Consider the following 26,076-nt stretch of genomic DNA (forward strand, 5'->3'; position numbering starts at 1 on the left):
CGCCACAGCGGCCCCATCAGCGCGCCCCGTCAGAACGAAATCGAAACAGCCCGATCCTCCCTCCACGCCCGTCAGGCAGCCTCACTCCGGGCGGGTGATCTCGACTCCGCTCGATCAGCGATGACTCCGGAGCGCACGACGGTCAGAGAGTGATGCGACCCTCTTCGGCGGCCTGACCGATGTCGGTACGGAAGTGCGAGCCCGGCAGCTTCACCTCGGCGAGCCGTGCGTAGGCCTGGGCGCGGGCGGCACCGAGATCGGCGCCGCGCCCCACCACCGACAACACCCGGCCGCCGGAGGAGACCACGTCGCCGTCGGCGTCGAGCTTGGTGCCGGCGTGCAGGACTCCCTCGCCGCCGGCGCCGGTGATCTTGTCGCCGGTGCGCGGGGTGCCCGGGTAGTTCTCGGCGGCCAGCACCACCACGACGGCGGCACCGTCGTGCCAGCGCAGCGGCGGCAGCTCGGCCAGCTTCCCGGTGGCCACGGCGTTGAGCGTCTCGCCCAGCGGCGACTCGAGCAGGTCGAGCACCGCCTGAGTCTCCGGATCGCCGAACCGGCAGTTGAACTCGACGACGGCGGGCCCGTCGGCGCCCATCGCCAGCCCGGCGTACAGCAGCCCGGAGAACGGGGTGCCGCGGCGCGCGAGCTCGGCGGCGACGGGACGGCAGACCTCGTCGACGATCTGCTCGACGCTGCCCTCGGGCAGCCACGGCAGCGGGGTGTAGGCACCCATGCCGCCGGTGTTCGGACCCTGGTCGCCGTCGCCGACGCGCTTGTGGTCCTGGGCCGGCAGCAGCGGAACGACGGTGTCGCCGTCGACCAGGCAGAACAGCGAGACCTCGGGGCCGTCCAGGAAGCTCTCCAACAGCACCGGGTGCCCGTGCTCCAGGCAGTCGGCGGCGTGCACCCGCGCGGCGGCGCGGTCGGTGGTGACCACCACGCCCTTGCCGGCGGCCAGGCCGTCGTCCTTGACCACCCAGGTGGGACCGAAACGGTCCAGCGCGGCGTCCAGGACGGCGGGGCTGTCGACCACCTCGGCGCGCGCGGTGCGCACACCGGCCGCGGCCATCACGTCCTTGGCGAAGGCCTTGGACCCTTCGATCTGCGCGGCGGCCGCACTGGGGCCGAAGACCGCGAACCCGGCTTCCCGCAGGGCTTCGGCGACGCCGAGCACCAGCGGGACCTCCGGACCGATCACCACGAGGTCCGCGTCGAGCCCGCGGGCGAGCTCGACGACGGCCTCGCGGGAGGCGACGTCGACGGCATGATTGGTGGCCACCGCCGCGGTGCCGGCGTTACCCGGCGCCGCATGCAGTTCGGTCACCGACGCATCCCGGTCCAGTCCCAGAAGCAGGGCGTGTTCGCGGCCGCCCGAGCCGATCACGAGTACTCGCACGCGCCCAGCCTAATCGGTCCACGCCCTGCCAGGGCTACCGGCTACTTCGGGTCGGTCAGGTCGTACAGGGTGACCCCGTCGACCGTCACCGAGTCGAACTCGGCTTCCACCCATTCAGTGATCTCCGAACTGCCGCCACCGGGGCCGCCCCGGCCGCCACCGATGAAGTAGTGGATCTCGCCGTCGTCGACGTACTGCTTGAACTGCGCCAGCGTGGGCGACGGATCGGTGCCGTTGAAGCCGCCGATCGGCATCACCGAGTAACCCGATTCGATCTGGTACCCGGAGGCCTGGTTGGACCCCATGGCCGCCGCGACCCAGGTGTACTGATCGGCGTTCGCACGCAGCAGGGAGAGGATCTCCTCGCTGGGCGACGAGCCGTTCAGCAGTCCCCCGCCGGCCGGCGGGGTACCCGTACCGCCGTCACCACGCATGCCCCCGTCACGCATGCCGGGCGGGCCGCCCCGGCCGCCACCGGGACCACCGCCGCCCGGGCCGTGGCCGCCGGCCACCTGCGGGCCCGCACTGATGATGGAGCCCTGCGCCGGGGTGGCGAGAGTGTCGACGGTGTACGCGACCGGTCCGGCGAGGGCGGCGACGATCGCCGCCCCGGCCACCGCCCGTACTGCGATGCCCCGGCGGACGAAGATCAGCGCCGATCCGGCGATCAGCCCGACCACCAGGACCGTCCACCGCAGCCACGGCACGAAGTCCGGCGTGCGATTCAGGAGCACGAAGGCCCAGACGGCGGCGGTCCAGGAACCGGCGGCCAGCACCAGAGCCACCCACAGCTTGTCCCGTTCGGACCAGCAGACCGCTGCGGCTGCGGCGATCAGCCCGGCGAGCGCCGGAGCGATGGCCGCGGTGTAGTAGCTGTGGAAGATGCCCTGCATGTAACTGAAGACGACCATCGTGGTCAGCAGCCAGATCCCGAACACGACCAGGGTGGCCCGCCGCCGATCGGTGCGCGGGGCACGGCCGATCAGGGTCAGCGCCGCGACGGCGAAGATCAGTGCGGTCGGGATGAGCCAGGCGATCTGACCTCCCTGCTCGGCGGTGAACATCCGCCAGAATCCGGTCTCGCCCCACATGCCGCCGCCGGCGCCACCGCCGGGTCCGCCACCGGGGCCGCCCCCACCGAAGTAGCCGCCGAAGTAGCTCGCACCCGCGCCGGCGTCACCACCGCCACCGGGCACCACCGAGCCGGTCTCGTTGCCGTTGAGCCGGCCGAAGCCGTTGTACCCCAGGGTCAGTTCCAGGATCGAGTTGTTCTGCGAACCGCCGATGTACGGCCGCGAATCCGCCGGCCACAGTTCGACGGCCAGGATCCACCAGCCGGCGCTGACGATCATGGCGCCCAACGCGGCGAAGAGCTGACCGGTGCGTCGCAGCCAGGTGCCCGGCGCGAAGGCGAAGAACGCGACCACGAGCGCCGGCAGGATCAGGAAGACCTGCAACTGCTTGGTGAGGAAGCCGAAACCGACGGCCACTCCGGCCAGCACCATCGGGCGCCACCGGCCGGTCTCGATGCCCTTCATGGTGGCCCAGACACTCGCCAGCATCAGCAGGATCAGCAGCGCCTCGGGGTTGTTGAAGCGGAACATCAGGGCCGCGACCGGCGTCGCCGCCAGCACCAGACCCGCCCCGATCCCGGCCCAGTGGCCGAACCAGCGACGGATGATGGCGTACAGCAACCACACCGAGAACACACCCATCAGCACCTGCGGCACCAGCAGCGACCACGAGTTGAGCCCGAAGACGCGCACCGAAAGGCCCGGAATCCACAGGGACGCAGGCGGTTTGTCGACGGTGATCGAGTTCGCCATGTCCGAGGAGCCGAAGAACCAGGCCTTCCACGACTCCGAACCGGCCTGGATGGCGGCGGTGTAGAAGGAGTTGGCCCAGCCGTTGGCCGACAGATTGCAGAGATAGGCCACCAGCGTGCCGATCAGCAGCAGCGCCAGGCTGCCGCGTTCGATCCACTGGCGACGACGGTCGGGTGCCGCCCCCGAGTCGGGGGCGGCCTCCTTGGTGATGGCGGTGGTCATGCACCGACCTCCTGAGTATGGTTTCGCCGCACAAAGATCCAGCGCAGTCCGACGAAACGAGTGGCCGTCGCGACGAGGTTCGCAACGATGAGGACAGCGAGCTCCAGGCCCCGGGTGGAACCGGAGACCAGATCGGGCCAGGTGGTCAGGACCGCGTGCAGTCCGACCAGCGAACCCGCGGTGACGGCCCAGCCGAACAGGAAGACGCCCCACCCGAACAAGTGGTGACGGACTATGCCCGCGCGGCCGCGCACCCCGAAGGTGAAGCGCCGGTTGGCCGCGGTGTTGGCGACCGCGGTGATCGCCAGAGCCAGGAAATTGGCCGTCTGCGCACCGACGTAGGTGTGCAGCAGCAGGTACAGCAACGCGAAGGCGAGGGTCGAGGCGACGCCGACGGTGACGAACCGGATCACCTGTCCGGCCATCCCGGCGGGCACCCCGGCCAGCTCCGGGCCGTTGTCGCGTTCCCGGCCCACGTTGCGGCGCAGCTGATCGATGGGCAGCCGGCCGCCGGCCAGAGCCCAGCCGACGCGGGCGCAGCCCTTCAGGTCGGCAACGGCGGTGGGGACGATGTCGACAGAGCTGTCCGGGTCGTCGACCCAGTCCACCGGGACCTCGCGATGCGCAGCCCGATCCGCTCGGCCAGCACCAGCAACTCGGTGTCGAAGAACCAGCCGGTGTCCTCGACGTGGGGCAGCAGCTGGCGGGCGACGTCGGCGCGCATGGCCTTGAAACCGCATTGGGCGTCGGAGAAGTGCGCGCGCATCGCGACTCGCAGGAGCAGGTTGTAGCTGCGGGAGATGAACTCGCGCTTGGGACCGCGCGTCACCTGGGAGGCCCGGTTCAGCCGGGTGCCGATGGCGACGTCGGAGTGCCCGGAGATCAGTGGCGCGATCAGCGGCATCAGGGCGTTCAGGTCGGTCGACAGGTCCACGTCGCAGTAGGCGACGATCTGCGCGTCACTCTCCCGCCACACCCGGTTGAGCGCCCGGCCGCGGCCCTTCTCGTCCAGGTGGACCGCCCGGACGTCGCCGAACTCGGCGGCCAGTCGCTGCCCGATCCGCAGGGTCGCGTCGGTGCTGGCATTGTCGGCGATGGTGATGCGCGCCGAGTAGGGCAGCTCGGTGACCAGATAGTCGTGGAGGCGCCGCACCGATCGCTCGAGATCGGCTTCCTCGTTGTAGACCGGAACCACGACGTCGAGCAGCGGAGCTGGAGCGAGGTCGGCGGCGTGGCGTGCCGCTTCCGGATCGGTGGTGATCGTCATGACCCACAGCCTGTTGTCCACACCTCCGGCGTCCCTGGAGCGTCGCTGGGAGGTCCCTGTGAACGACGGAGGCGGCGATGTCGCGGGGATGCCCTAGATTCGGGGCATGTCACCGGAGATTCAGCTGAACCCGTCCCAGCGCGAGGTGGCCGACCGGGTGATCACCGCACTCGCCGGCCCGCAGGCCCGGTTGCGCCCCGATCAGGAGACGGCGGTGGCCACTCTCGCCACGCCGGGTTCGCGCGCTCTGGTGGTGCAGGCGACCGGCTGGGGAAAGTCGGCGGTGTACTGGGCGGCCACGGCCGTGCTGCGGGCGGCCGGCGGCGGGCCGACACTGATCGTCTCGCCGCTGCTGTCGCTGATGCGCGATCAGGTGGCGGCTGCCACCCGCGGCGGTCTGCGGGCGGCGACCCTGAACTCGTCGAACATCGACGAGTGGTCGACGATCGAGGCCGACCTGGCCGCCGGGGATCTGGACGTCCTCCTGGTCTCCCCCGAGCGGCTGGCCAATCCGGGTTTCGGCCGCCGGGTCCTGGACGCGCTCGCCGGGCGACTGGGGCTGGTGGTGATCGACGAGGCGCACGCCATCTCGGACTGGGGGCACGACTTCCGGCCCGACTACCGGCGGGTGGCCGACGTGCTGCAGCAGCTGAACCCGCAGACTTCGGTGCTGGCCACCACCGCTACCGCCAACGCCCGCGTCACCGACGACGTCGCGACCCAGCTGGGCGCCGGGAACACGCTGGTGCTGCGCGGCCCCCTCGCCCGGAAATCGTTGCACCTCAACGTGATCGACGGTCTGTCGCCGATCGAACGATACGGCTGGGTGGCCGATCAGCTGCCCGCACTGCCCGGCTCGGGCATCGTCTACGTGCTGACCGTCGCCGACGCCGACCGGCTGGTGACCGCCGTCAAGGCACTGCACGGTGACGACTACCCGGTGGCCGCCTACACCGGCCAGCTGTCGGCGGACGAGCGACACCGGCTGGAGGACGACCTGCTCGCCAACCGGGTCAAGTCGCTGGTGGCGACCTCGGCGCTGGGTATGGGTTTCGACAAGCCGGATCTGGGCTTCGTGGTGCACGTGGGCGCCCCACCCTCGCCGGTGTCGTACTACCAGCAGGTGGGCCGTGCCGGACGCGCCCTGGACGAGGCGGTCGTGGTGCTGCTGGCCTCGGCGATGGACGAGGCGGTCTGGGAGTACTTCGCCACCGCGACCATCCCCGACCCGGCACGCATGGAACGTCTGCTGGCGGCGATGGAGGAGGCCGGCGGGCCGGTCTCCGTGCCGCAGCTGGAGGCGCGCACCGGTATGCGCCGCACCCGCGTGGAATTGATGTGCAAACAACTGGCGGTGGACGGGGCCGTCGACCGCACCGCGGACGGCTGGGTGCTGACCGGCCGGGGCTGGACCTACGACGCCGAGCATTATGCGGGTGTGCTGGCGGTGCGCCGGCGCGAGGCCGACATCATGCGCAGCTACATCGGCGGTCGCGACTGCCTGATGAAGCTGCTCACGCAGGCCCTCGACGATCCGCTGGCCGCCGATTGCGGCCGGTGCAGCGTCTGCCGCGGCGAGCTGACTCCCGGCCTGGCGGCAGCGGTGCCGGGTCCCGCGCTGGGCGCCATCTCGGCGGCGCTGCGCAGGCAGGCGCAACTGCTAGAGCCGCGCAAGATGTGGCCGGGCGGCGCCTTCGGCAGCCGCGGCCGGATCCCGGCCGGACAGCTGGCCGAGCCGGGCCGGGTGCTGGCCTTCGCCGACGCCCCGCAGTGGGGCGACACGCTGGCCGCCGCACGCACCGGCGACGACGCCGCCCGCGACGAGCTCACCCAGGCGGCGGTGGCGGTGCTGGCGGATTGGGGCCGCGCCGGCATCCGGCCCGACCTGATCTGCGCCCTGGATCTGGGCACCGGCATCGCCACCGATCTGGCCGCCCGCCTGCGCGCCGTCGGCCGCCGCGAGGGCACCGACTTCCCGGTGACTCCCGGTCCGGGACCGGGCCGGGACGCCAACGGCGCCGCCGAGGCCGTGCACTGGCGAGACCGGCTGGGGCCGGCGCCGGCGTTCGGCGGGGCGAGCGTCCTCCTGGTGATCGACGAGACCACGTCCACGTGGCCGATCACGCTGGCCGCCGCAGCACTGGCCGAGGCCGGTGCCGGCGCGGTGCTCCCGCTGCTGATCCACCAGAGCGTCTGATCCACGAGAACCGTCTGACTCATCGCCCCCGGTCCACGCGCATTCTGCGTACCATCAGCCCATGTCCAGCATCGCGATCGGGCTCATCGCCGTCATCGTCGGCGCTGTCTTCTGCTTCTGGGGCGTGGTGGCGATGCGCGTCGTCATCGCGGTCTGGGGCGCCTTCGCCGGGTTCAACCTGGGAGCCGGACTGGTCGCGGGGATCGGCCACGACGCCTACCTGAGCACTCCGCTCGGCTGGATCGTCGGCATCGCGGTGGCGATTCTGTTCGCCGTGCTGGCCTACCTCTTCTACGCGGTGGCGATCCTGCTGGCCATGGTCTCGATCGGTTTCGCTCTCGGCACCGCGCTCATGGCGGCCTTCGGCGTCGACTGGAGCTGGGTCATCATCGGCGTCGGCGTGATCTGCGGTGCGCTGCTGGCCTGGGCGACCCTTGCGGTGAACCTGCCCGCCGTGCTCCTGGTGGTGCTCAGCGCGCTCGGCGGCTCCACCGCGATCGTGGCCGGAATGATGTTCCTCAGCGACACCATCCGCACCACCGACGTCGCCGGCGATCAGGTCACCGCGACCGTCGCCGAGCACTGGTGGTGGTGGGTGCTCTACGCCGGATTCGCGATCATCGGCGTGGTCGCGCAGGTCCGCCTGCTCGGACAGAACCGGGACCTGCAGGCGCAGTGGTGACCGGGCGGGCTCAGCGGCCGGGCTCGTCGGGCACGTTCTCCTGGTAGCCCATCGCCCGCAGGGAGGCGCGGATGCGGCGCGCCGACTCGTCCAGGACGGCCGGGTCCGGATCGGTCTCCGCCTCGCGCAGATCGAACAGTTCCTCCGACCACGCCGGGAAGACGTGCAGGTGCAGATGCGGCACCTCCAGGCCGGCGATCAGCAGGCCCATGCGCGGCGCGTCGTAGGCGTTCTTGACCGCCCGGCCGATCTTCTGGCAGACATCGCTCAGGTGCGTGAAGGTGGGCGTGTCGATCTGCTCCCAGTGGTCGATCTCCTTGCGCGGAACCACCAGGACGTGCCCCGGCGTGACCGGATTGATGGTCAGGAAGCCCACCGACTGGCCGTCCTTCCAGACGAAACGACCGGGCAGTTCCCCATTGATGATCTTGGTGAAAATCGTTGCCATGGGGCCGACTCTAGTCGCGGGCGTCGAGCCGCGGCAGCACGAACCAGAAGCACGCGCCCTCCCCCGGCGCCGAGTCGACGCCGCAGGTGCCGCCGTGCGCCTGGACCAGGGCGGCCACGATCGACAGACCCAGCCCGCTGCCGGCCGCGGCGCTCTCCCGGTGACGGGACTCGTCGCCCCGGTAGAAGCGCTCGAAGACGCGGGCGGCCTCGTCCGCGGACAGGCCCGGTCCCCGGTCGATCACCTCGACGCGCGCCCACTCCCCTTCGGCCGAGACGGCCACGGTGATCGGCGTCTCCGGTGGGGTGTGCACGATCGCGTTGCCGATCAGATTGCGCAGCACCTGCGTGAGCCGCCCCGCGTCCCCGTCCACCACCGGGCCGGGACCGGGGGCGCCTTCGGCGACGATGATCTGCCGCCCGCCGGCGCCGGCCCGGGCGGCGGCCACCGCATCCTCCACCAGCATGGGCAGCTCCACCGGCGCCTTCGCCAGCGGCCGGTGCGCGTCCAGTCGCGCCAGCATCAGCAGGTCTTCCACCAGCAGGCTCATCCGGTCGGCCTCGGAGGAGATACGGGCGACGCCGTCGGCCGGATCGGGTGTCATGCCGCCGCGGATCAGGTCCGCGAAGCCCTTGATGGAGGTCAGCGGGGTCCGCAGTTCGTGCGAGGCATCGGCGACGAAGCGCCGCATGCGCTCCTCCGAGGCCCGGGCCTGCTGCTCGGAGGCCTCGGTAGCGGCGAAAGCCCGCTGGATCTGGCCGAGCATGCCGTTGAGCGAGGTCGCGAGGCTGCCGACTTCGGTGCCCTGTCGCAGATCCGGCACGCGGCGATTCAGGTCGCCCTCGGCGATCGCGTGCGCGGTCTCCTCCACCTGCCGCAGCGGCCGCAGCGACGACCTCACCAGCAGATAGCCGGCCGCACCGAGCGCGAGCACCACCAGCACGCCGATCCCGACCTGCAGCCAGATCAGACGGCTCAGGGTGGCGTCGACGTCCTTCAGCGGGGTCGCCACCACCACGCTGTTGCTGCCGTAGGTCCGTTTGATCACGCGCCAGTCCGGGCCGGCCCCCTCCGACTGCACCGTGCGCGGGCCCGAGTTCTCGGCCGGCAGACCGGACAGGTCGGGCGACCAGTCGTAGTCGCTGGTGGTCTGGCTGACCACACCGTTGTCGACCTGGACGAAGAAGTTCGACGGCGGTCTGCGGGGACCGGGTGCGGGTCCGCGGCCCGGTTCGCCGTCCAGCGGGCCGTGCCCGGGCCGGGCCCAGGTGTTGGTGGCCTCGACGAGGCCGGTGTCGACGCGGTTGATCAGGTCGCTGCGCATGGCCGAGGTCACCGCGAGTCCGGAGGCGATCAGCCCCACCGTCACCAGCGCCAGGGTGAGCACCACCAGCGAGATGCGCAGCGGGATGCCCCGCCGCGCGGGTGCGGCGGCCGGCGGTGCGGTGGCCGGGTGTCGGTTCACGGGTCAGCCCCGGGGTTCGCGCATCACGTACCCGACGCCGCGCAGGGTGTGAATGAGCCGCTTGTCTCCGGTGTCGATCTTGCGGCGCAGGTATGAGACATAGGATTCGACGACGTTCACTTCGCCGCCGAAGTCGTAGTTCCAGACGTGGTCGAGGATCCGCGGCTTGGACAGCACGGTGCCCGCGTTCACCATGAAGTAGCGCAGCAGCGTGAACTCGGTCGGCGAGAGCGCCACCAGTTCACCGTTCTTGAACACCTCGTGCGTTTCGTCGTCCAGTTCCAGATCGGCGAACCGGATACGGGTCGGGTCGGCTCCGACGTCGCCGAATCCGCTGCGCCGCAACAGGACCTCGAGCCGCGCGATCACCTCTTCCAGACTGAACGGCTTGGTGACGTAGTCGTCGCCGCCGATGGTCAGCCCGGTCACCTTGTCTTCCACCGTGTCCCGCGCGGACAGGAACAGGGCCGGGGCCTCGATGCCGTCGGCCCGCAACCGGCGCAGCACCCCGTAGCCGTCCATGCCCGGCATCATCACGTCGAGCACCACCACGTCGGGGCGCACCGACCGCGCCAGGTCGACGGCGTTGGGGCCGTCCTTGGCAGCGGTCACCTCGTACCCCTGGAACTTGAGCGAGACGGACAACAGTTCGCGGATGTTCTCCTCGTCGTCGACGACGAGAACCTTCGCGGGCCGATCAGGCTGGGCAGCACTCATGGGCACCAGTGTCTACCGGGCACCGGGGAACTGTCTGGAGGTTTCCTGTGAGGTCACTGTGCACCGGGGCGCTCGCCGCGCAGCGCCGCGCGCATCAGCGGTGACGGGAAGCCGGCGACCGGGCGGTCGTCCCCCAGCCAGGCCGAAAGTTCGCCGGCGCGCTCGTCGAGTGCTGTCCGTCCGGCGCGCGGGAGGTCCTCGAGCAGCACCACCTCGACGCCCTGCGCGTCCGGGCGCTGCACCCAGCCGCCCACGATGCGTCCGTCCCACCACGCGGTCTGCCCGCCGTTGCCGGTGCTGTCGAAGATCTGACCGGCGTGGTCGCCGAGATAGAAGCCGCGCTCGATGTAGCCCATCGTCGTGGGGTCCAGCGCCGGCAGCAGCAGCGCCCGCGGCGCCACCGGTTCGACGTCGTCCAGATCGCCGGGCAGCAGGTAACCGACCGCGCCGGAGTCCAGCTCCACCTCCACCGCCTCCAGCGCGGCGAGGGCTTTGCGCACCGCGGTCTTGGTGGAACCGAGCCACCAGACCAGATCGGCCTCCGTCCCCGGACCGTAGGCCTGCAGCCAGCGCCGGACCATGTCGACGTGGCCGTCGTGCGGGTCGAGCGGCTCGAGATCTTCGCCCAGCCATGTGCGCATCGCCGTCCAGGTGTTGCGGGCCTGATGCCAGGGCGCGGTGCTCGCGCCGCGGACCACTTCCCCGCGCGCGGCCAGATGGTTGACCACGCGGGGCAACAGCGGCGAGGGGCCGCCGTACGACTTGCCCGGTGAGATCTCGACGGTGCGATCGAACTCGGGCAGCGCGGCACGCAGCTCCGACGTGCTGCAGGTGGCGCCGTCGAGGGTCTCCACCACCGCCTCGCAGGCCGCGGCGAGCCAGCCCTCCGGATCGCCGGGGCCGTCACGACGCAGATCACGCAACAGGTTGGTGCGCTCGGAGGCCGCCACCCGGGCGCCGACGGCGCCCACGGCGGCGGCCAGCAGGGGCCGCGTGAGCACGAACAGGGTGCGGCGCATGGCCAACTGCTTCACCAGGGAACGATCGGTGTACATGGCCTGTTCCAGCCGCTCCGGTCGCAGCCGCGGGTCGCGTGCCCATGCGGACAGGTGGACGGTCGACGCCGTCGTGGCGTGCAACCCCACGACGGTGTCGACCAGCTCCTCCGGGGAGTCCGGGGCGGTCGGATCGAGCAGTTGCCTGCGCAGCAGGCGCGCCCGTCGCTGGTCGTCAGAGACGTGCGGCCGCAACGGCTTCCACTTCTACGACCTGTCCCGGGTAGGGCAGCACCTGCACGCCGAGGACGATCGCGGCCGGGGTGACGGCGAACCAGTCGTCGACTATCCGCCAGACCTGCCCTAGCACGTCGTTGCTGTCGGTGACGACGTAGACGGTCAGCCTGGCCACGGTCTCCGGGCCCGCGCCCGCCTCGGCGAGGACCTCGGCCAGAGCTTCCAGGCAGCGACGCGTCTGGGCCAAGGCGTCGCCGGGGAGGACCAGTTCGCCGTTCTTGTCGAGCGGCGAGATCCCGGCGGTGAATACCGTCGATCCGGGTGCCACCACCGACACGTGAGCGAAGCCGCCGTCGTGCAGCCCGGACGCCTGCAGCCGCTGCACCGGTGCCCCGCTCACCGGAAGCTCAGCACTTCCGCGCCCCAGGCGCGCAGCAGGTTCCGGTCCAGTTCGGTGACCGCGGTGTCGTCCGCGCCGATCAGCAGCGAATGCTGGTCGTCCGTGGTGTAGGGCCGCCACCTGGCCGGCGACTCCGCCGAGTCCGGATCGCGGCCGGCAGCGAAGCCCAGCCAGCGCTGCTGCATCCGGCGCTGCACCTTGGCTCCGGTGCGCCGACCGCCGAGACGGTAGCTGATGTCGAGCTTGGTCGACGCCGGGTTGCCCCACACGTACGGGAGTTCGGTCGCATGGGTGGCGCCGACGCCCAGGACGCGGAACAGCGGGGTGGCCCAGTCGTAGCGATACAGATACACCGGCGCGCGGCGGCTGTGCGCCTCGGCGATCCACACCGCAGGCATGCGGAAGGCGAGGTCGCGGGAGATTCCCATCGACTTGGCGCTGCTCTTGCCCAGGCTGCGGGTGGTGGCCGGATAGGCGTCGGCGACGGCCTCGTCGGCGGGGATCGCGATCTCGGGCTGTTCCTGCGCGATCAGCTCGAACATGGCATCGACCTGTTCCTGGGTGACCGGCATGAGCGGCGCCTTCATCCATTTGAACAGGGAGGTCTCGTCCCGGTTGGTGCCGATCAGCAGCGGCACGTCGTGGGCTTCACCGTCACGGATGGCACTCAGCGGATCGCGGGGCACCAGATCGCCGTCGACGGCCGGGGTGAACGCGATGGTGCCCGGATAGGTGATCGGGACCTGATTGAAGACGCGGGTGCCGGCCGAGATCAGCGCTTGCGTGGGAAGTCTCCGGACGGCCTCGGCGGTGGCGTCCGCGGGGGCCCCGAGCTCGGTCAGCAGCATGCCGGAGTGGCGGCCGCCGCGCTCGCGGTCGTAGATGCTGGTGGCCGGCGAGCTCTGCGCGATGGCGCGGGCGAACAGCCCCTTCGCAGCCGGGACGGTCAGCAGGGTGGTGACGATGCCGCCGCCGGCGGATTCGCCGAACACGGTCACCTGATCGGGGTCACCGCCGAAGCGCTCGATATTCGCCTGCACCCAGCGCAGCGCCTGCAGCACGTCGGAGATCCCGCAGTTGCTGTCGAACTCTCGGTCGGCCCCGGGCAGGTCACCCCATTCGGCGAAGCCGAAAGCACCCATCCGGTAGTTGATGGTGACGACCATGGCCGGCAGGCCCTCCTCGGCGGAGGTGCGGACCAGGGCGGTGCCGTCGTACAGCGGCTGACTACCCGAACCGCAGATGTACGCCCCGCCGTGTATCCACACCAGGACCGGGCGCCGCGCGCCCGACTGCGCGGCGCCGGCCGGCGACCAGATGTTCAGGTACAGGCAGTCCTCGCTCTGCGACGTCCCCGGTCCCAGGTCGATCACCGGCATCGCCGGTTGCGGGCAGACGTGGCCGAAGGCCGTCGCCTCGCGGGGCTCGGTCCACGGCTGCGGGTCCCGCGCCCGGCGCCAGCGAAGGTCACCGACCGGAGGCGCGGCGAAGGGCACCCCGCGCCACACATCCACCTCGGCACCGCGTTCTCCACGCACCGGGCCGAAGCTCGTTTCGACCGTTACCGCCTCATCGCTCACTCTGACCAGTGTGCCGGAATCCGGTCGGCTCCTCACGGGAGTGCGATCAATCACTTTTGTGCCGTATGTGGAGGTATCTCTCGGATCGACGTCGGGCCGACAGGGTTGCACTCGAACCGAGAACGTGCGGTGACCAGCAGATTCTCCGACCCCACTGCGTTACCCGATCGTCACCACGCAGCAGCCGTTTCGTGACAACGCGTGTTGTCGTGTGATCCACTGCTCCCATTCCGGCAATTGGACACTTCGCACACATTGTCTCAATCTCGCCGGGCCACAGTTCTGCGATCCGCCCACCGTCCGGGCGCGCAGCGCCAGAAGAGAAGGAACCGACATGACCCGTTCCACGGTCAGCCGCCGTCCCGGACTGCTCCGGGCCGCGGCACTCACCCTGGCTGCCGCACTGACCCTCGGGGGCGCAGTGGGCGGCGGCACCGACCTCGCCGCGCCGGCCGCGGCCGCCGGCCCGCTGCAGCAGTACCTGAATCTGCCGACGGTCAATCGCGATGCCGCCCACGGTCCCGGCGGCATCCATCCGAAGCTCCCCACCGACGTCCCCACGCTGAAGCGACTCGTGGATCAGGCCCGGCAGACCGGTGTCGCCCCGTCGTCGTACCGCGCCCTGTTGCTCCAGTACTGGCTGGCCGACACCACGCGCGCCGCCGGCATCGACCTGGCGTCCTGGAATCCGCGCGCCGGCGTCTCCGCCAACCGCGGCAACCTGATCAGGTCGTACCGCTACTACGAAGACCTGCAACTGGCGCATCGCGAACTGCAGTGGGCGGGCATGGCGGGCATGGTCGGTGCCGACTTCGGCGGCGGGCTGGCCGACTTCGAGCTCGCGACCAACGTGTACGAGATCGCCCGGCTGCAGCCCGTCGCCAACGCGATCGTCACCGAGACCAACCGCACGCTCGGACCGGTCTTCGTCGACGAGCTCCCGTCGGGGCTGCGCGCCCTGGCCCGGGTGGGCGCAGTGATCTCGGCCGACGATCTGCGTGCGGTACAAGGCGAGATCCTGGTTATGCAGAAGAACATCTTCACCGACCTGATGCCGCAGCACCGCGCCTATGTCCGCGGCGGCCTGGAGGCGCTGCGTGAGATGCGTTCGGCCGACCTGATCGACGACGAGATCCTGCACGCCTGGGAGCAGATCGCCTCCCTCGAGCCCGCGGCCGTAGCGGCCGGCAACGCCCGCCTGCTGCAGCGCGAGCAGGGAGAGGTGATCAAGGACCAGTGGGACGCCGTCCGCGCCTACAAGGGCGACGTCGGCGAGGCCCTGACCTACGCCACCACTGTCGCCGGTTCACCGTCGGTGGCCGGGGTGCTGCCTCCGCGGTCGTACCGGCCGCTGGAGGTCTCGGGCACCGCCGCCGACGGGCGAACCGCGACCCTGACGCTGCCGCTGGCCTCCTGGAACTGGTCGGTGTACCCCGAACGCTGGGACTACATCACCTCCCAGCTGCTGCCCAAGTACAAGGACCTGGTCGACAACCATTGGGGCACCCTCCGCGCCCAGCTTCGGGTGCCCTACGAGCAGCAGTTCGAAAGCCATCGGCCGATCTGGAACATCGCGCCCACCCTGCAGTCCGCCCTGGAGACGATGAAGGTGACTTACCAGTGAAACGCCTACCGATGAGCCGCCTATCAGGGAAACGCGGCATGGTGACCGCACTGACCGCGCTGTGCGCGACCGCCGTGACTCTCGGTGCGGTGGCCGCGCCGTCGGCCGCCGCCCCCAACCGCACTCCCGGCCTGGACGAGGTGTTCAACGGATACGTCGTCGGCGCCCTGCAGAAGGGCGAGCTCGCCACCCCGGACCAGATCGTCGAACCGCTGCGCGGCGACGACCCGTTCTACGACGAGCCGGCGCTGAAGGACTCGGACCAGCCCGGCACGCTGCTGCGCGCCAAGAAGGTCGCCGTCCAGTTCACCGGCGTGCGCCCGGCCGACCTGGACGCGTGGAAGACGATGTTCGTCACCACGGACCTGCAGGGCCGCCGCGACATCTCCACCGGCATCGTCATGATCCCGCGGGACGGTGAGAACAACGCCGACCGCAAGGTGATCGGCTATCAGATGGCCAACGACAGCGTCGGCGGCAACTGTCATCCGTCGGCGATGTGGACCGGCGCCGACCCCATGGACGGCGCCTCGTGGTCGGCACTCGGCCCGCTGGCCCAGCTGTTCGGCAAGGGCTACGCCGTGGTGATCTCGGACGTCGGCAACAACGGCGACATGAGCCCGCACGGCGTCTTCGCCGGCAAGTACAACGCCATGACCACCCTCGACGGTCTGCGCGCCACGATGGGCCGCGAGGAGATCGGGTTGTCGAAGGATGCCCCGGTCGGCCTGTTCGGCATCGCCGGCGGCGGCGTCGGGATCGGCTTCGCCTCCGAGCTCCACGAGCAGTACGCGCCGGAGCTGAACATCCGGGCGACGGTGCTCGAGGGCATGGTGGTCGACTACAAGAACTTCATCCGCACCGCCGACGGCTCGGTGGGCTCGGGATTCGCCATGGCCACCCTCCTGGGGCTGGAACCGCACTATCCGGAGATGAAGGTCGACGACAAGCTCAACGACGCCGGCAAGGCCGTCGCCGACTACTACCGCACCCAGTGCCAGACCCCGGCCTACTTCACGATGCCGATGGTGCCGCTGCACACGCTGTTCAACGGCAAGGCTCCCGCGGACATCCCGGACTTCCAGCACGCCTACCGCGACAATCTGCTCGGCAAGGGCACACCGGCCGAGGGCAACCGGACGCTGATCGCCTCCTGCGCCGCCGACGACTCCCCGATGTCGCTGGTGCCGGCCGCCGATTCGCGCAAGCTCGCCAAGGCGTGGCGGGGGCGCGACGCGAAGGTCGACTACCAGCCGACCGACTGCAGCATGGTCAAGTTCATCACCGACCTGTACGGCTGGGGCACCGATCTGCTCGGCATGCAGACCGTCGATTGGCTCGCCGCCAATCTGAAGGACTGAGCCGGTCTCGGGGGATGACCGAAGGGCTGATCGGCACTACCGTGAGGGCATGAGCGTCCCCCTGATTCTGCGCGACGACCCCTTCACCACCCCGACCCCGGTCGATCTGCCGGAGGGCGTCACCACGGTGACCGAGTTCTCCGAAGCGGTGACCATGGCCGACCTGCCGTCCATCTTCGACGCCGGTTACACCGGCCTCGCCGCGGCCGGCCCGATCGGCCCCGGGTACGCCGTCTATTCGGGAATTCCCGACGGCTGGTTCGACCTGGAGATCGGGTTCCCGGTGGCCGTGGTTCCCGACGGTTTCACCGCGAGCACGTTCCCGGCGGGCAAGGCCATCGCCCTGAGTCATCTCGGCGGCTACGACACCCTCGGGGAGAGCTGGCAGCGGCTGATCGACGACTTCACCGCCCGCGACCTCGGCGAGCCCAGACTGATCGCGGAGGTCTACGTGACCGACCCGTCGGTCACCCCGGCCGCCGAGCTGCGCGCCGATCTGTTCGTCGCCTACTGAGCGAGCTCGCGACGGCCCTCGTGGTCGACGGCGACGGCGACGTCCGCCACCTTCATCTGCAGCTTCACCATCGACGATCAGCCCCGGATGCACGGCCGCGCACGGGCGTGGAAAGCTGCGAGGCAGATCCACCCAGCGAGCGAGGCGATGTGACGATCAGGGATACGAGAAACACCCTGGCTGGAACGGCGAAATCCGCTCCGGCCAGAGTGTTCGTTGAGCCCCCTGTCGGGATTGAACCGACGACCTACGCTTTACAAGAGCGTTGCTCTACCACTGAGCTAAGGAGGCGGGCGCGTGCGTGAGTATATCCGCCGCGGTCTGAACGCCGTCCTCGGCTCCGCCCAGGCCACCGCCGACACGATCGAGCCGGGCAGCATCGTCGTCGCCCCGCGAAAGCCCATCGACCTGCACGACGAGGCGGCGATCACCGAGGTGCTCGATCTGGCCGCGCGGATCGGCGCCGTGGTGCTCGACGCGGGCACCGGTGCGGTCGACACCCGCGATCAGGTGGAGTTCGTCGCCGGCATCTACGGCCTGGACGACATCGATGTGGACGTCACCTTCAACACGGTGCTGGTCTGCGCGCGCCGCGGCAGCACGCTGCCGCCGATCACCATCTCGCGGACGGTGCATTACCGCTCGCTCGACTTCACCCGGCTGGCCGAGATCGACCGGCTGGTGCGCCGCATCCGGCGGCTGGCCATCACCCCGGCGTCCGCGCACCGGATCGTGGACGTCATCGTCGCCGCACCGCACCCGTACGCGCGCTGGATCTCGACCATGGCCTGGGGCCTCATGGCCTACGGCATCGCCACCTTCCTTGGCGCCTCGTGGCTGGTGGCGATCACCGCGTTCCTCACCTCGGCGGCGATCGTGGTGGTGAACCGGCAGCTCAATCGCATCGGCACGCCCATCTTCTTCCAGCAGTTCGCGGGCGGATTCATCGCGGTGCTACCGGCCGCCTTCCTGTTCCGGCTGGTGCAGAACACCGACCTCACCGTCCCCCCGTCCCAGATCATCGCGACCGGGATCATCGTGCTGCTGTCCGGGTTGTCCCTGGTCGGCGCCGTGCAGGACGCCATCACCGGCGCTCCGATCACCGGGACCGCGCGGTTCACCGAGGTGCTGGTGATGACCGGCGGCATCCTGGTGGGCGTCGCGCTGGCGGTGCGGTTCGTCGGGCTCTTCGACATCGAGCTGCCCGAACTGACCACGGTGATCCCGTTCGGCGCCTCCGAACTGCCCGCCCGGATCATCGGCGGTGCGATCGCCTCGGGCGCCTTCGCCATGGCGAGTTACGCCGAACGCCGCGCACTTCCGGCGGCGCTCGTGGCCGGCGCTCTCGGCGGCGGTATCCAGGGCCTGATGATGGTGTACACCCACAGCCCGCTGATCAGCTGCGCCGTCGCCGCCGTCCTGGTGGGCCTGATCGGTGGTCTGGCCGCCCGCCGCGCACTGACGCCCCCGCTGGTGGTCGCCGTCGCCGGCATCACCCCGATGCTGCCCGGTCTGGCGATCTACCGCGGCATGTACGGACTCCTGAACGACGACCCCTCCGCCGGTGGTGCCGAGATGGCCACAGCGTTCGGCATCGGCTGTTCACTGGCCGCCGGGGTGACGCTCGGTGAGTTCATCGCGCGCCGGTTGCGGCGCCCGAACATCCCGGCGCTGCCGCAAGCGCTGCGCCAGGTCCGGTATCTGCGACGACCGTGACTTGACCCTCCCCCGGCGTCAGGGACCACCATGAATGCATGACCTCAGCACCGCAGCCCCGGGAATGGACGGTCGGCCGGCTGGCCGACCTGACCGGCGTCACCGTGCGCACCCTGCACCACTACGACGCCATCGGGCTGCTGACGCCCAGCGGGCGATCGCCGGCCGGTTACCGCCTGTACGACGACGCCGACCTGGAGCGACTGCAGCAGATCGTGGTGTATCGCCGGCTGGAGCTGCCGCTGGATCAGATCGCCGATCTGCTCTCGTCGGACACCTCCCCCGTCGAGCACCTGCGGCGGCAGCGCGCCGCCGTCCTCACCCGGCACGCCGAGCTCACCGAGCTCCTGGCCGCCATCGACCGAGCATTGGAGACCACCGTGAACAACCGTCCCGCCACCGACGCCGAACTCCGTCACCTCTTCGGCGACGCCTTCACCGACGAATACCGCTCCGAAGCACAGGAACGCTGGGGTGACACCGACGCCTGGCGCCAGTCCGCGGCCCGCACCGCGTCGTACTCGACGGCCGACTGGACCGAGATCAAGGCCGAGACCGACACCATCAACGCGGCCTTCGTCGCCGCCAAGCGCGCCGGCCTGCCGCCGGACGGCCCCGAAGCCATGGACGCGGCCGAACGCGCCCGCCTGCAGATCCACACCCGTTTCTACGACTGCTCCCACGACTTCCACCGCAACCTCGGCGAGATGTACGTCAGCGATCCTCGGTTCACCGCCACCTACGACGACCTGGAACCCGGTCTGGCTCAGTACGTCCGGGATGCGATCGTCGCCGCCGCCGACCGGGGCGACCGGCGGCGGCGAGAGGCGAAGGAGACCAACCAGCGCACTACCAGGTAGAATGAGTGCCATGCCTCCGAAGACCACTGACATCGTCGAAGAAGAAGAGCTGGAACCCGTAGCCGACGAGACCGCGATCTCGGCCCGCCGCGTGGTGGCCGCGTACGCGACCGACGCCGACGAGGCCCGCATGCTGTTCGCCATGCTGGGCATTGCTCCGGGAGAAGACGACTAGATCCATGGGGGCCGACTTCGTCGTCGTCGCCAACCGCCTGCCGGTCAACAAGCAGGTCGCCGCCGACGGCACCGTCACCTGGACGCGCGCACCCGGCGGTCTCGTCACCGCCCTGGCGCCGATCTTCGACAGCCAGCCCGGCGCGTGGGTCGGATGGACCGGCAGCGCCGATTCGTCCGACGATCCGCACGTCGACGGCATCGACATCCACGCGGTCCCGCTGAGCGCCCGCGAGGTGGAGGACTACTACGAGGGCTTCGCCAACTCGACTCTGTGGCCGCTGTACCACGACGTGCTGGTGAAGCCCGAGTACCGGGCGGACTGGTGGGACGTCTACGTCGAGGTGAACCGGCGATTCGCCGAGGCCGCCTCTGCGGCGGCTGCTCCCGGCGCCGCCGTATGGGTGCAGGACTACCAGCTGCAACTGGTTCCGGCCATGCTCCGCGAGTTGCGCCCCGATCTGAAGATCGGCTTCTTTCTGCACATCCCGTTCCCGCCGTTCGAGCTGTTCAGTCAGCTGCCGTGGCGACGGGAGATCCTCGAGGGCCTACTGGGCGCCGATCTGATCGGCTTCCACCTGCCCGGCGGGGCACAGAACTTCCTGACCCTGTCCCGGCGGCTGCTGGGCGCCGAAACCTCGGATGCGCCGGTCGGCGTCCGGTCGGACTTCGGCACCGTGCGTTTCGGCGACCGCACCGTGCGAGTGGGTGCCTTCCCGATCTCCATCGACTCGGCGGGAGTGGCCGAGCAGGCCGCCGCCGCGCCGGTGATTCAGCGCGCCGAGGAGATCCGCGAGCAGCTCGGGAATCCCAAGACGCTGCTGCTGGGCGTCGACCGCCTGGACTACACCAAGGGCATCGACGTCCGGATCCAGTCGCTGGAGCGGCTGTTCGCCGACGGCCGGCTCGATCCCGCCGACACGGTCCTGGTTCAGCTGGCCAGTCCCAGCCGGGAGAACGTGGAAAGCTACGCCGTGCTGCGCGACACCGTCGAACGGACCGTGGCGCACATCAACGGCACCTACGGGACCGTCGCCTCACCGCCGGTCCGCTACCTTCTGCAGCCGGTCCCGCGCGACGAGTTGCTCGCCTATTTCGTGGCAGCAGACGTCGCCCTGGTGACCCCGCTGCGAGACGGCATGAATTTGGTGACCAAGGAGTACATCGCTTCCCACCCCGATCTCGACGGGGCACTGGTCCTGAGCGAATTCACCGGGGCGGCAATGGAATTGGACGCGGCGTACGTGATGAATCCGTACGATCCGGCGTCCACCGACGACGCGGTGATCGCCGCGGTGACCGACGACGATGCCGAACGCCGCCGCCGGATGGCGATCCTGCGTGATCAGGTGATGAACAACGATGTGGACCAGTGGGCACGAAGCTTCCTGGACACGCTGACCGAGGAGTGAATCACGTTGAGCGCACACGGTATCGGTGACGAACTGCGGGAAGCGCTCGACGACTTCTGCCGTCTGGGACGGGTCTTGGTGGCCTCCGATTACGACGGCTGCATCGCCCCGATTCAGCCGAGACCGGAACTGGCCGTGCCGAACCCGGATTCGCTCGCGGCCCTGCTGGCCTGCGCTGAACGGCGCGACACCCTCGCCGCGATGATCTCCGGCCGCGCCCGCGACGACTTGGCCGCCATCTCCGGCGCCGGCGATCCGCTGGTCCTGGTCGGCAGCCACGGCGCCGAATTCGACACCGGTTTCGATCAGCCCCTGACCGTGGACCAGCAGACACTGCTGGACCGGATCATCGCCGAGTTCAGGTCCATCGCCGAGAAGATCCCCGGCACCAGCGTGGAGACCAAACCCGCCAGCACCACCCTGCACGTCCGCAACGCCACCCCCGAGGACGGCGATGTGGCGCTGCAGCTGGCGAACGACGGCCCGGCGGGCTGGCACGGTGTTCACGCGACCAAGGGCAAGGCCGTCATCGAGCTGGCGGTGATCGAGACCAGCAAGGGTCTCGCCCTCGATCGCCTGCGAGAGGGTTACGGCGCCGAAGCGGTCCTCTACCTCGGCGACGATGTGACCGACGAGAAGGCCTTCGCCCACCTGCTCCGGCGAGACGGCGCACCCCACGACGGGCGCGGCAAGGACGTCGGGATCAAGGTCGGCGACGGCAAGACCGCCGCCGAGTTCCGCGTGCCGACCACCGACGGGGTCACCGCGGTCCTGGAGTACGTCGCCGCCCATCGCCCCGGCGCCTGAGGTCTTTCAGAAAGGCGGGTCGCCCGTCTCGTCGAACTCGGCCTGGCGTGCACGCTCGGCTTCCTTCTGCTCGGCGGCGGCCCGGGCCTCGCGGTCCCGGCGGTTCCGGTTGCGTTCGGCCCGGCGGCGCGCGTGCTTGTTCTGCGTGCGGGTGCGTGTGCGGGCGGGCAGGGCGTCCGGGTCGGTGGCGGTTGCGGTACCGGTGGCGACGGTGCCGGCGAGCTGGTGGCGGCAGCGCATCGTCGCCAGTGTCGGGAACATCCACTGGTTGGGCGCCACCGACTCGACGGTGACCCCCTCCGGCGTGGTGACGGCCGAGCGGTAGATCCCGTCCGGGTCGATCCACAGTTCGTCGACGAATCCCTCCAAGCTCGTTTTCACGAGATGATGGAAGCGACATTTGGGCTGAAGATTGCAGATGCACGTCGGGCCGCCCTGCTCCGGGCAGATGTTGTCGTACTCGGCCACGTGGTCCAGGTCGCACGAGAACGCCGCCCGCTCGCAACCGGGCATCGAGCAGGTGCCCCAGAGGAACCGCGTCACCACCTCGGTGAGGGTGTTGGGTCGATACGGGTCGCTGGGCAAGGCCGTCCGGGAGATCACGGCGGGCGGACCGGGGGCGTCGCCGGGAGGCCGCGGGTCCTGATCGCTGTTTTCGGGGTCGGGGCACGGGGTATCGCCCCGGCACTCGTCCGGGGTGTCGGGGCGGGACGGTCGTCGATGGACGGCCGCCTCATCGCCGGCACGGTCGTCCTCGCCGGGGAGAACCCGGTCACCGGGCCCGTCGGCGGGCTCGTCGTCGCAGAGGTCGTTCAGATCGTGGTGGTGGACGGCGGCGTCGTCGCGGCCGGCGAGTTCCCGGACGTGATCGGCGGAGATCACCCCGTAGCCGTCGAGGACCCCGGACTTGTCGCCGCCGTCGAGGGTGGTGGAGTCGCATATCGCGTGCACCACGACGCGGGCGGCGCGGGTGTCCAGGGCGGCGTCGTCGAAGCGGGCCGTGCAGTCTTCGCGCTCGCACTGGCAGCCGAAGGCGCGACCCAGCAGCCGCGCGATGGCGGCGTCCGAGCGGGCGGCGCCCTTGGTGCGGGGGTCGTTGGGGCACAGCCCGGCGATGAAGGCGTCGAGGGTCTTGACCGCCAGGCGGATGTCTTCGGCCGAGGCGACCACGGTGAGCTGAGCCATCCCGTCGTCGAGCGACTGGGACCGCACGGTGCGGTTGGCCTTGGCGTTCTCGCGCTTGCGACGCTCGGCGTCGGGGTCGATCTCGATCGCGTGGCGACGAGCGATGCCGGCTGCCTCCGCCTCGGACAGGCCGGCCGATCCACGCAGGCCAGCGATCTCGGCGGCGATCAGCTGGTCGGCCAGGGCGATTTCGAGTTCGTCGGTGAGCAGATCGGTCTCGGTGACGATCTTGTGGAAGCGGCGGCGGTCGATCCGGCCCACTCGCAGGAGCTCCGCGCACCGCGGGAGCCGGTCGCGGGCGGCGAAGGCATCGTCGAGCAGCATCCGCGCCTGGTAGTCGGTGCACTCCATCGCGGTCTGCACCGGCAGCACGGCCCGCGAGTAGACGTCGATCACGCTGCGCTCGACGGCCCCGAGCTTCTCCTCGGCGATTCCGGCGGCCACCCTGTCGTAGATCGCCAGGGCGTACTGGAACTGGCTCCAGTCCAGGAAGGCCTGGCCGTTCTTGCCGATGTTGAGGTTGTGCTGAAGCTGAGACAGCGACAGCTCGGTGAGGTCTCCGGTGGCAGGTGCCAGCCCCATGCCCGACAAATCGGCAGTCGGCCACGCCGACGGCGGCAACGCCCGCGAGTCGCGGTGTCGCCCCATGAGCTCACCTCCCCCAAGGTGGCCGAACCCTCTGCCGCGCCCGTCGAATACTGAGATCAGTACCACTGAGCTATCGATCAAGTGTTCCCTAATCTCAATGTACAGGCATCGATCCATGGGCACAAGTGTTCGAGCGAAGTTTTTTCGAAGCAGTTTCAGCGCGACGACAACTCGCCGGCGACGGCCAGCGGATCGACGTAAACGGCCGAGAGTGCGACCGCGATCGGAGCCATCTCCGGCACGTGCGCGCCGAAACGCGTCGGAGTGATCTCCAGTGGCCACGGCGTCGTACTGACCGCATCGAAGGCCGCTTGCACCGGGGCCAGGCCACGGGGGTGCGCAGAGAAGGCGTCCCCGGCCACGATCACCGAATCGGGGTTGATCACGTCGCGCATCATCGCGACCGCCTCACCCAGCACCCGAGCGCGTGCGTCGGCGAGAACGGTGGCGTCATCGCCGGTCCCGAGCCGGGCGGCCGCGGCCTTGAGTGCCGCGGTGCCGACCACCGACTGCAGCGGCGCCACTGCCTCGGTGTCGAGCGGCCCCGGTTGCACCGGCAGACTCGCGATGGACCCAGCGCCGCGGGTGGGCTGATAGACCTCGTCCTCGACGATCACCGCCATGCCGACGGTCTCCCGCGCATAGAAGAACAGGGCGGCGCCGTGCGGCACCACCTCCCCGCCCAGCAGCAGCTCTGCGGCAGCCATCGCCTGCACGTGCTCGGCCACCGACACCGGCACCCCCAGCGCCTCGGTCAACCGCTGCCCCAGCGGCTCGCCGCGCCAGCGCAGGATCGGGTGGTCGACGACGCCGGTGTCGGCGTCGACCGCACCACCGAGCGCGGCGCCCGCCCACAGGAGACGGCGGCCGGAGAATCGCGCCGTGAGTTCGGCCAGTTGCCCGCACAGCCGATCGACCGCATTCGGCGCGTTCACCCCGGACAGCTCCTGGGTCGCGATGGCGTGGCTGTACAGCGTCCGCCCGCCCAGGTCGGCGATCACCAGAGCGGTCCGCCGCGCGCCGATGTGCATGCCGGCCACGCAGAAGCGATCCCGGTCGAGGGTGATCGGGATCTTGGGGCGGCCGACGCCGCGGCCGTCGAGGAGCTCGGGTCGCTCGTCGACCATTCCGGCGGCGACCAGCGCGGTGATCTGGCGGTTGACCGTCGCCGCGGACAGGCCGGTCCGGGCGGTGATCTGGTCCCGCATGGAGGGTCCGCCGATGCGGATCGCGTTGAGCACCAGGCTGGCCGGCGCCGTACCCACGCGCAGTCTCGCCGCAGCCACTCCGGTGCCGGTCATGGCGTCGAATCTAGCAGCCGCAGGCGCCTAGACTGGGCGCCATGACGATCTCGGAGAGCACGGACACGGCAGGTGGGCAGGCACGACGGGTGGCGGTGGTGACCGGTGCCAGCTCTGGTATCGGCGCGGCGACGGCGCGCGCCCTGGCGCGCGACGGCTATTTCGTGGTCGTCGGCGCCCGGCGCACCGACCGCATCGACGCACTCGCCGACGAGATCGGCGGCCGCGCAATGTATCTCGACGTCACCGATCCCGCCTCGGTGGAACGCTTCGCCGCCACCCTCGACACGGTGCACGTCCTGGTGAACAACGCCGGCGGCGCCAAAGGTCTGGCGCCGATCGCCGAGGCCAATCTGGACGACTGGCGCTGGATGTGGGAGACCAACGTGGTCGGCACCCTGCGTATCACCAAGGCCCTGCTGCCCGCGCTCATCGCCTCCGGCGACGGGCTCATCGTCACCGTGACCTCCATCGCCGCGCTGGACACCTACGACAACGGCGGCGGTTACACCTCTGCCAAGCACGCACAGGGCGTTCTGCACCGCACCCTGCGCCCGGAACTGCTCGGAAAGCCGGTGCGGCTCACCGAGGTCTGCCCGGGCATGGTGGAGACCGAGTTCTCCCTGGTGCGTTTCGAGGGCGACGCCGAACGCGCCGAGAAGGTCTACGACGGACTCACCCCGCTGACCGCCGACGACGTCGCCGATGTGATCGCCTTCGCGGCCTCCCGGCCGCCGCATGTGAACCTGGATCAGATCGTCATCAAGCCCCGCGATCAGGTCGACGCCCGCCGCAACATCCGCACCGGATAGGACCCGCAGACTTTTGAACTGCCGCCTGGCTCCGAGCACTAAGCACCTGGTCTGGCAGTAGCCGCTGCGATCTTGGTGCTTGAACCGACCGTCATGGTCGGTCAAAGAGCCAAAATCCGCGGCAGGTGTCAGCCGGTGGCGCGATCGGGGGCGCCCAGCCACACGACGCGTCCGTCGGGGCAGTGCTGAGACAGCGCACACCCGAGTGTTCACGCTGGTCACAGACCACG

General features: G+C 70.2%; 21 protein-coding genes, 1 tRNA gene and 1 pseudogene. 11 read left to right on the forward strand and 12 right to left on the reverse strand.

All coding sequences use genetic code 11. The features are described from left to right. Positions 1-142: 142 nt before the first annotated feature. From purD to ABD732_RS17050, 3 genes and pseudogenes are all read right to left on the reverse strand, one after another. Positions 143-1,396, reverse strand: a complete 1,254-nt coding sequence (purD, locus tag ABD732_RS17040; protein ID WP_344785694.1) for a phosphoribosylamine--glycine ligase — start codon at positions 1,394-1,396, stop codon at positions 143-145. A 41-nt stretch (positions 1,397-1,437) separates the two neighbouring features. Next, complete coding sequence (locus tag ABD732_RS17045) at positions 1,438-3,444, reverse strand: ArnT family glycosyltransferase (RefSeq protein WP_344785696.1); 2,007 nt, start codon at positions 3,442-3,444, stop codon at positions 1,438-1,440. Further along, positions 3,441-4,711 (reverse strand): annotated as a pseudogene (locus ABD732_RS17050) (bifunctional glycosyltransferase family 2/GtrA family protein). The gene ABD732_RS17045 and the pseudogene ABD732_RS17050 overlap by 4 nt, the downstream one beginning before the upstream one ends. 106 nt (positions 4,712-4,817) lie before the next feature. Here ABD732_RS17050 and ABD732_RS17055 point away from each other — a divergent pair. Both ABD732_RS17055 and ABD732_RS17060 read left to right on the forward strand, forming a co-directional pair. Further along, positions 4,818-6,908 carry a RecQ family ATP-dependent DNA helicase gene (locus ABD732_RS17055; RefSeq protein ID WP_344785698.1) on the forward strand — a complete coding sequence of 697 codons (2,091 nt, stop codon included), beginning with the start codon at positions 4,818-4,820 and terminating at the stop codon, positions 6,906-6,908. A gap of 61 nt (positions 6,909-6,969) precedes the next feature. Then, positions 6,970-7,590: a TM7S3/TM198-like domain-containing protein gene (locus ABD732_RS17060; RefSeq protein ID WP_344785700.1), complete on the forward strand. Its 621-nt coding sequence runs from the start codon at positions 6,970-6,972 to the stop codon at positions 7,588-7,590. 10 nt (positions 7,591-7,600) lie between these two features. On the opposite strand, the gene ABD732_RS17065 is transcribed toward ABD732_RS17060, so the two are convergent. The 6 genes from ABD732_RS17065 to ABD732_RS17090 are packed head-to-tail and all read right to left on the reverse strand — an operon-like array spanning position 7,601 to position 13,432. Further along, positions 7,601-8,038, reverse strand: coding sequence for an HIT family protein (locus tag ABD732_RS17065; RefSeq protein ID WP_344785702.1), 438 nt, complete (start codon positions 8,036-8,038; stop codon positions 7,601-7,603). Between the two features lie 10 nt (positions 8,039-8,048). Then, the gene (locus ABD732_RS17070) at positions 8,049-9,503 is read right to left on the reverse strand and encodes a sensor histidine kinase (protein ID WP_344785704.1); all 1,455 of its coding nucleotides are present in this window, start codon (positions 9,501-9,503) and stop codon (positions 8,049-8,051) included. 3 nt (positions 9,504-9,506) lie between these two features. Beyond that, positions 9,507-10,220 carry a response regulator transcription factor gene (locus tag ABD732_RS17075; RefSeq protein ID WP_344785706.1) on the reverse strand — a complete coding sequence of 238 codons (714 nt, stop codon included), beginning with the start codon at positions 10,218-10,220 and terminating at the stop codon, positions 9,507-9,509. 53 nt (positions 10,221-10,273) lie between these two features. Then, positions 10,274-11,470, reverse strand: a complete 1,197-nt coding sequence (locus ABD732_RS17080) for a winged helix DNA-binding domain-containing protein (protein WP_344785708.1) — start codon at positions 11,468-11,470, stop codon at positions 10,274-10,276. Beyond that, positions 11,451-11,852 carry a RidA family protein gene (locus ABD732_RS17085; RefSeq protein WP_344785710.1) on the reverse strand — a complete coding sequence of 134 codons (402 nt, stop codon included), beginning with the start codon at positions 11,850-11,852 and terminating at the stop codon, positions 11,451-11,453. Before ABD732_RS17085 ends, ABD732_RS17080 begins: the two co-directional genes overlap by 20 nt. Beyond that, entirely contained in the window at positions 11,849-13,432 is a 1,584-nt protein-coding gene (locus ABD732_RS17090) for a carboxylesterase/lipase family protein (protein ID WP_344785712.1), read from the reverse strand. Before ABD732_RS17090 ends, ABD732_RS17085 begins: the two co-directional genes overlap by 4 nt. A 334-nt stretch (positions 13,433-13,766) precedes the next feature. Between ABD732_RS17090 and ABD732_RS17095 the strand changes: the two genes are divergently transcribed. From ABD732_RS17095 to ABD732_RS17105, 3 genes are read left to right on the forward strand one after another with little or no spacing between them, the layout of a single operon-like run. Next, entirely contained in the window at positions 13,767-15,056 is a 1,290-nt protein-coding gene (locus ABD732_RS17095; RefSeq protein ID WP_344785714.1) for a hypothetical protein, read from the forward strand. A gap of 11 nt (positions 15,057-15,067) precedes the next feature. Beyond that, the gene (locus ABD732_RS17100; protein ID WP_344785716.1) at positions 15,068-16,417 is read left to right on the forward strand and encodes a lipase family protein; all 1,350 of its coding nucleotides are present in this window, start codon (positions 15,068-15,070) and stop codon (positions 16,415-16,417) included. Positions 16,418-16,466: 49 nt separating this feature from the next. Then, complete coding sequence (locus ABD732_RS17105; RefSeq protein WP_344785718.1) at positions 16,467-16,931, forward strand: GyrI-like domain-containing protein; 465 nt, start codon at positions 16,467-16,469, stop codon at positions 16,929-16,931. 219 nt (positions 16,932-17,150) lie between these two features. Here ABD732_RS17105 and ABD732_RS17110 read toward each other — a convergent pair. Next, a tRNA-Thr gene (locus ABD732_RS17110) sits at positions 17,151-17,222 on the reverse strand. Between the two features lie 6 nt (positions 17,223-17,228). Here ABD732_RS17110 and ABD732_RS17115 point away from each other — a divergent pair. Genes ABD732_RS17115 through otsB form a run of 5 tightly spaced genes read left to right on the forward strand, consistent with a single transcriptional unit; the run spans position 17,229 to position 21,900 of the window. After that, positions 17,229-18,647 carry a threonine/serine exporter family protein gene (locus ABD732_RS17115; RefSeq protein ID WP_344785720.1) on the forward strand — a complete coding sequence of 473 codons (1,419 nt, stop codon included), beginning with the start codon at positions 17,229-17,231 and terminating at the stop codon, positions 18,645-18,647. A gap of 38 nt (positions 18,648-18,685) precedes the next feature. Then, positions 18,686-19,507: a MerR family transcriptional regulator gene (locus ABD732_RS17120; protein ID WP_344785722.1), complete on the forward strand. Its 822-nt coding sequence runs from the start codon at positions 18,686-18,688 to the stop codon at positions 19,505-19,507. Between the two features lie 10 nt (positions 19,508-19,517). After that, a complete protein-coding gene (locus tag ABD732_RS17125; RefSeq protein ID WP_344785724.1) occupies positions 19,518-19,682 on the forward strand; it encodes a hypothetical protein in 165 nt (54 codons plus the stop codon). A gap of 4 nt (positions 19,683-19,686) precedes the next feature. Next, positions 19,687-21,093 carry an alpha,alpha-trehalose-phosphate synthase (UDP-forming) gene (locus ABD732_RS17130; protein WP_344785726.1) on the forward strand — a complete coding sequence of 469 codons (1,407 nt, stop codon included), beginning with the start codon at positions 19,687-19,689 and terminating at the stop codon, positions 21,091-21,093. A 6-nt stretch (positions 21,094-21,099) separates the two neighbouring features. Further along, a complete protein-coding gene (gene otsB / locus ABD732_RS17135; RefSeq protein WP_344785728.1) occupies positions 21,100-21,900 on the forward strand; it encodes a trehalose-phosphatase in 801 nt (266 codons plus the stop codon). 6 nt (positions 21,901-21,906) lie between these two features. On the opposite strand, the gene ABD732_RS17140 is transcribed toward otsB, so the two are convergent. Both ABD732_RS17140 and ABD732_RS17145 read right to left on the reverse strand, forming a co-directional pair. After that, complete coding sequence (locus tag ABD732_RS17140) at positions 21,907-23,733, reverse strand: HNH endonuclease signature motif containing protein (RefSeq protein WP_344785730.1); 1,827 nt, start codon at positions 23,731-23,733, stop codon at positions 21,907-21,909. Between the two features lie 155 nt (positions 23,734-23,888). Continuing rightward, positions 23,889-25,034, reverse strand: coding sequence for an ROK family transcriptional regulator (locus ABD732_RS17145; RefSeq protein WP_344785732.1), 1,146 nt, complete (start codon positions 25,032-25,034; stop codon positions 23,889-23,891). A 41-nt stretch (positions 25,035-25,075) separates the two neighbouring features. Here ABD732_RS17145 and ABD732_RS17150 point away from each other — a divergent pair, with 41 nt between their 5' ends. After that, on the forward strand, positions 25,076-25,846 hold the full coding sequence (locus ABD732_RS17150; protein WP_344785734.1) for an SDR family oxidoreductase: 771 nt from the start codon (positions 25,076-25,078) through the stop codon (positions 25,844-25,846). Positions 25,847-26,076: the final 230 nt, after the last annotated feature.

This window comes from Gordonia caeni, assembly GCF_039537105.1.
Classification (GTDB): domain Bacteria; phylum Actinomycetota; class Actinomycetes; order Mycobacteriales; family Mycobacteriaceae; genus Gordonia; species Gordonia caeni.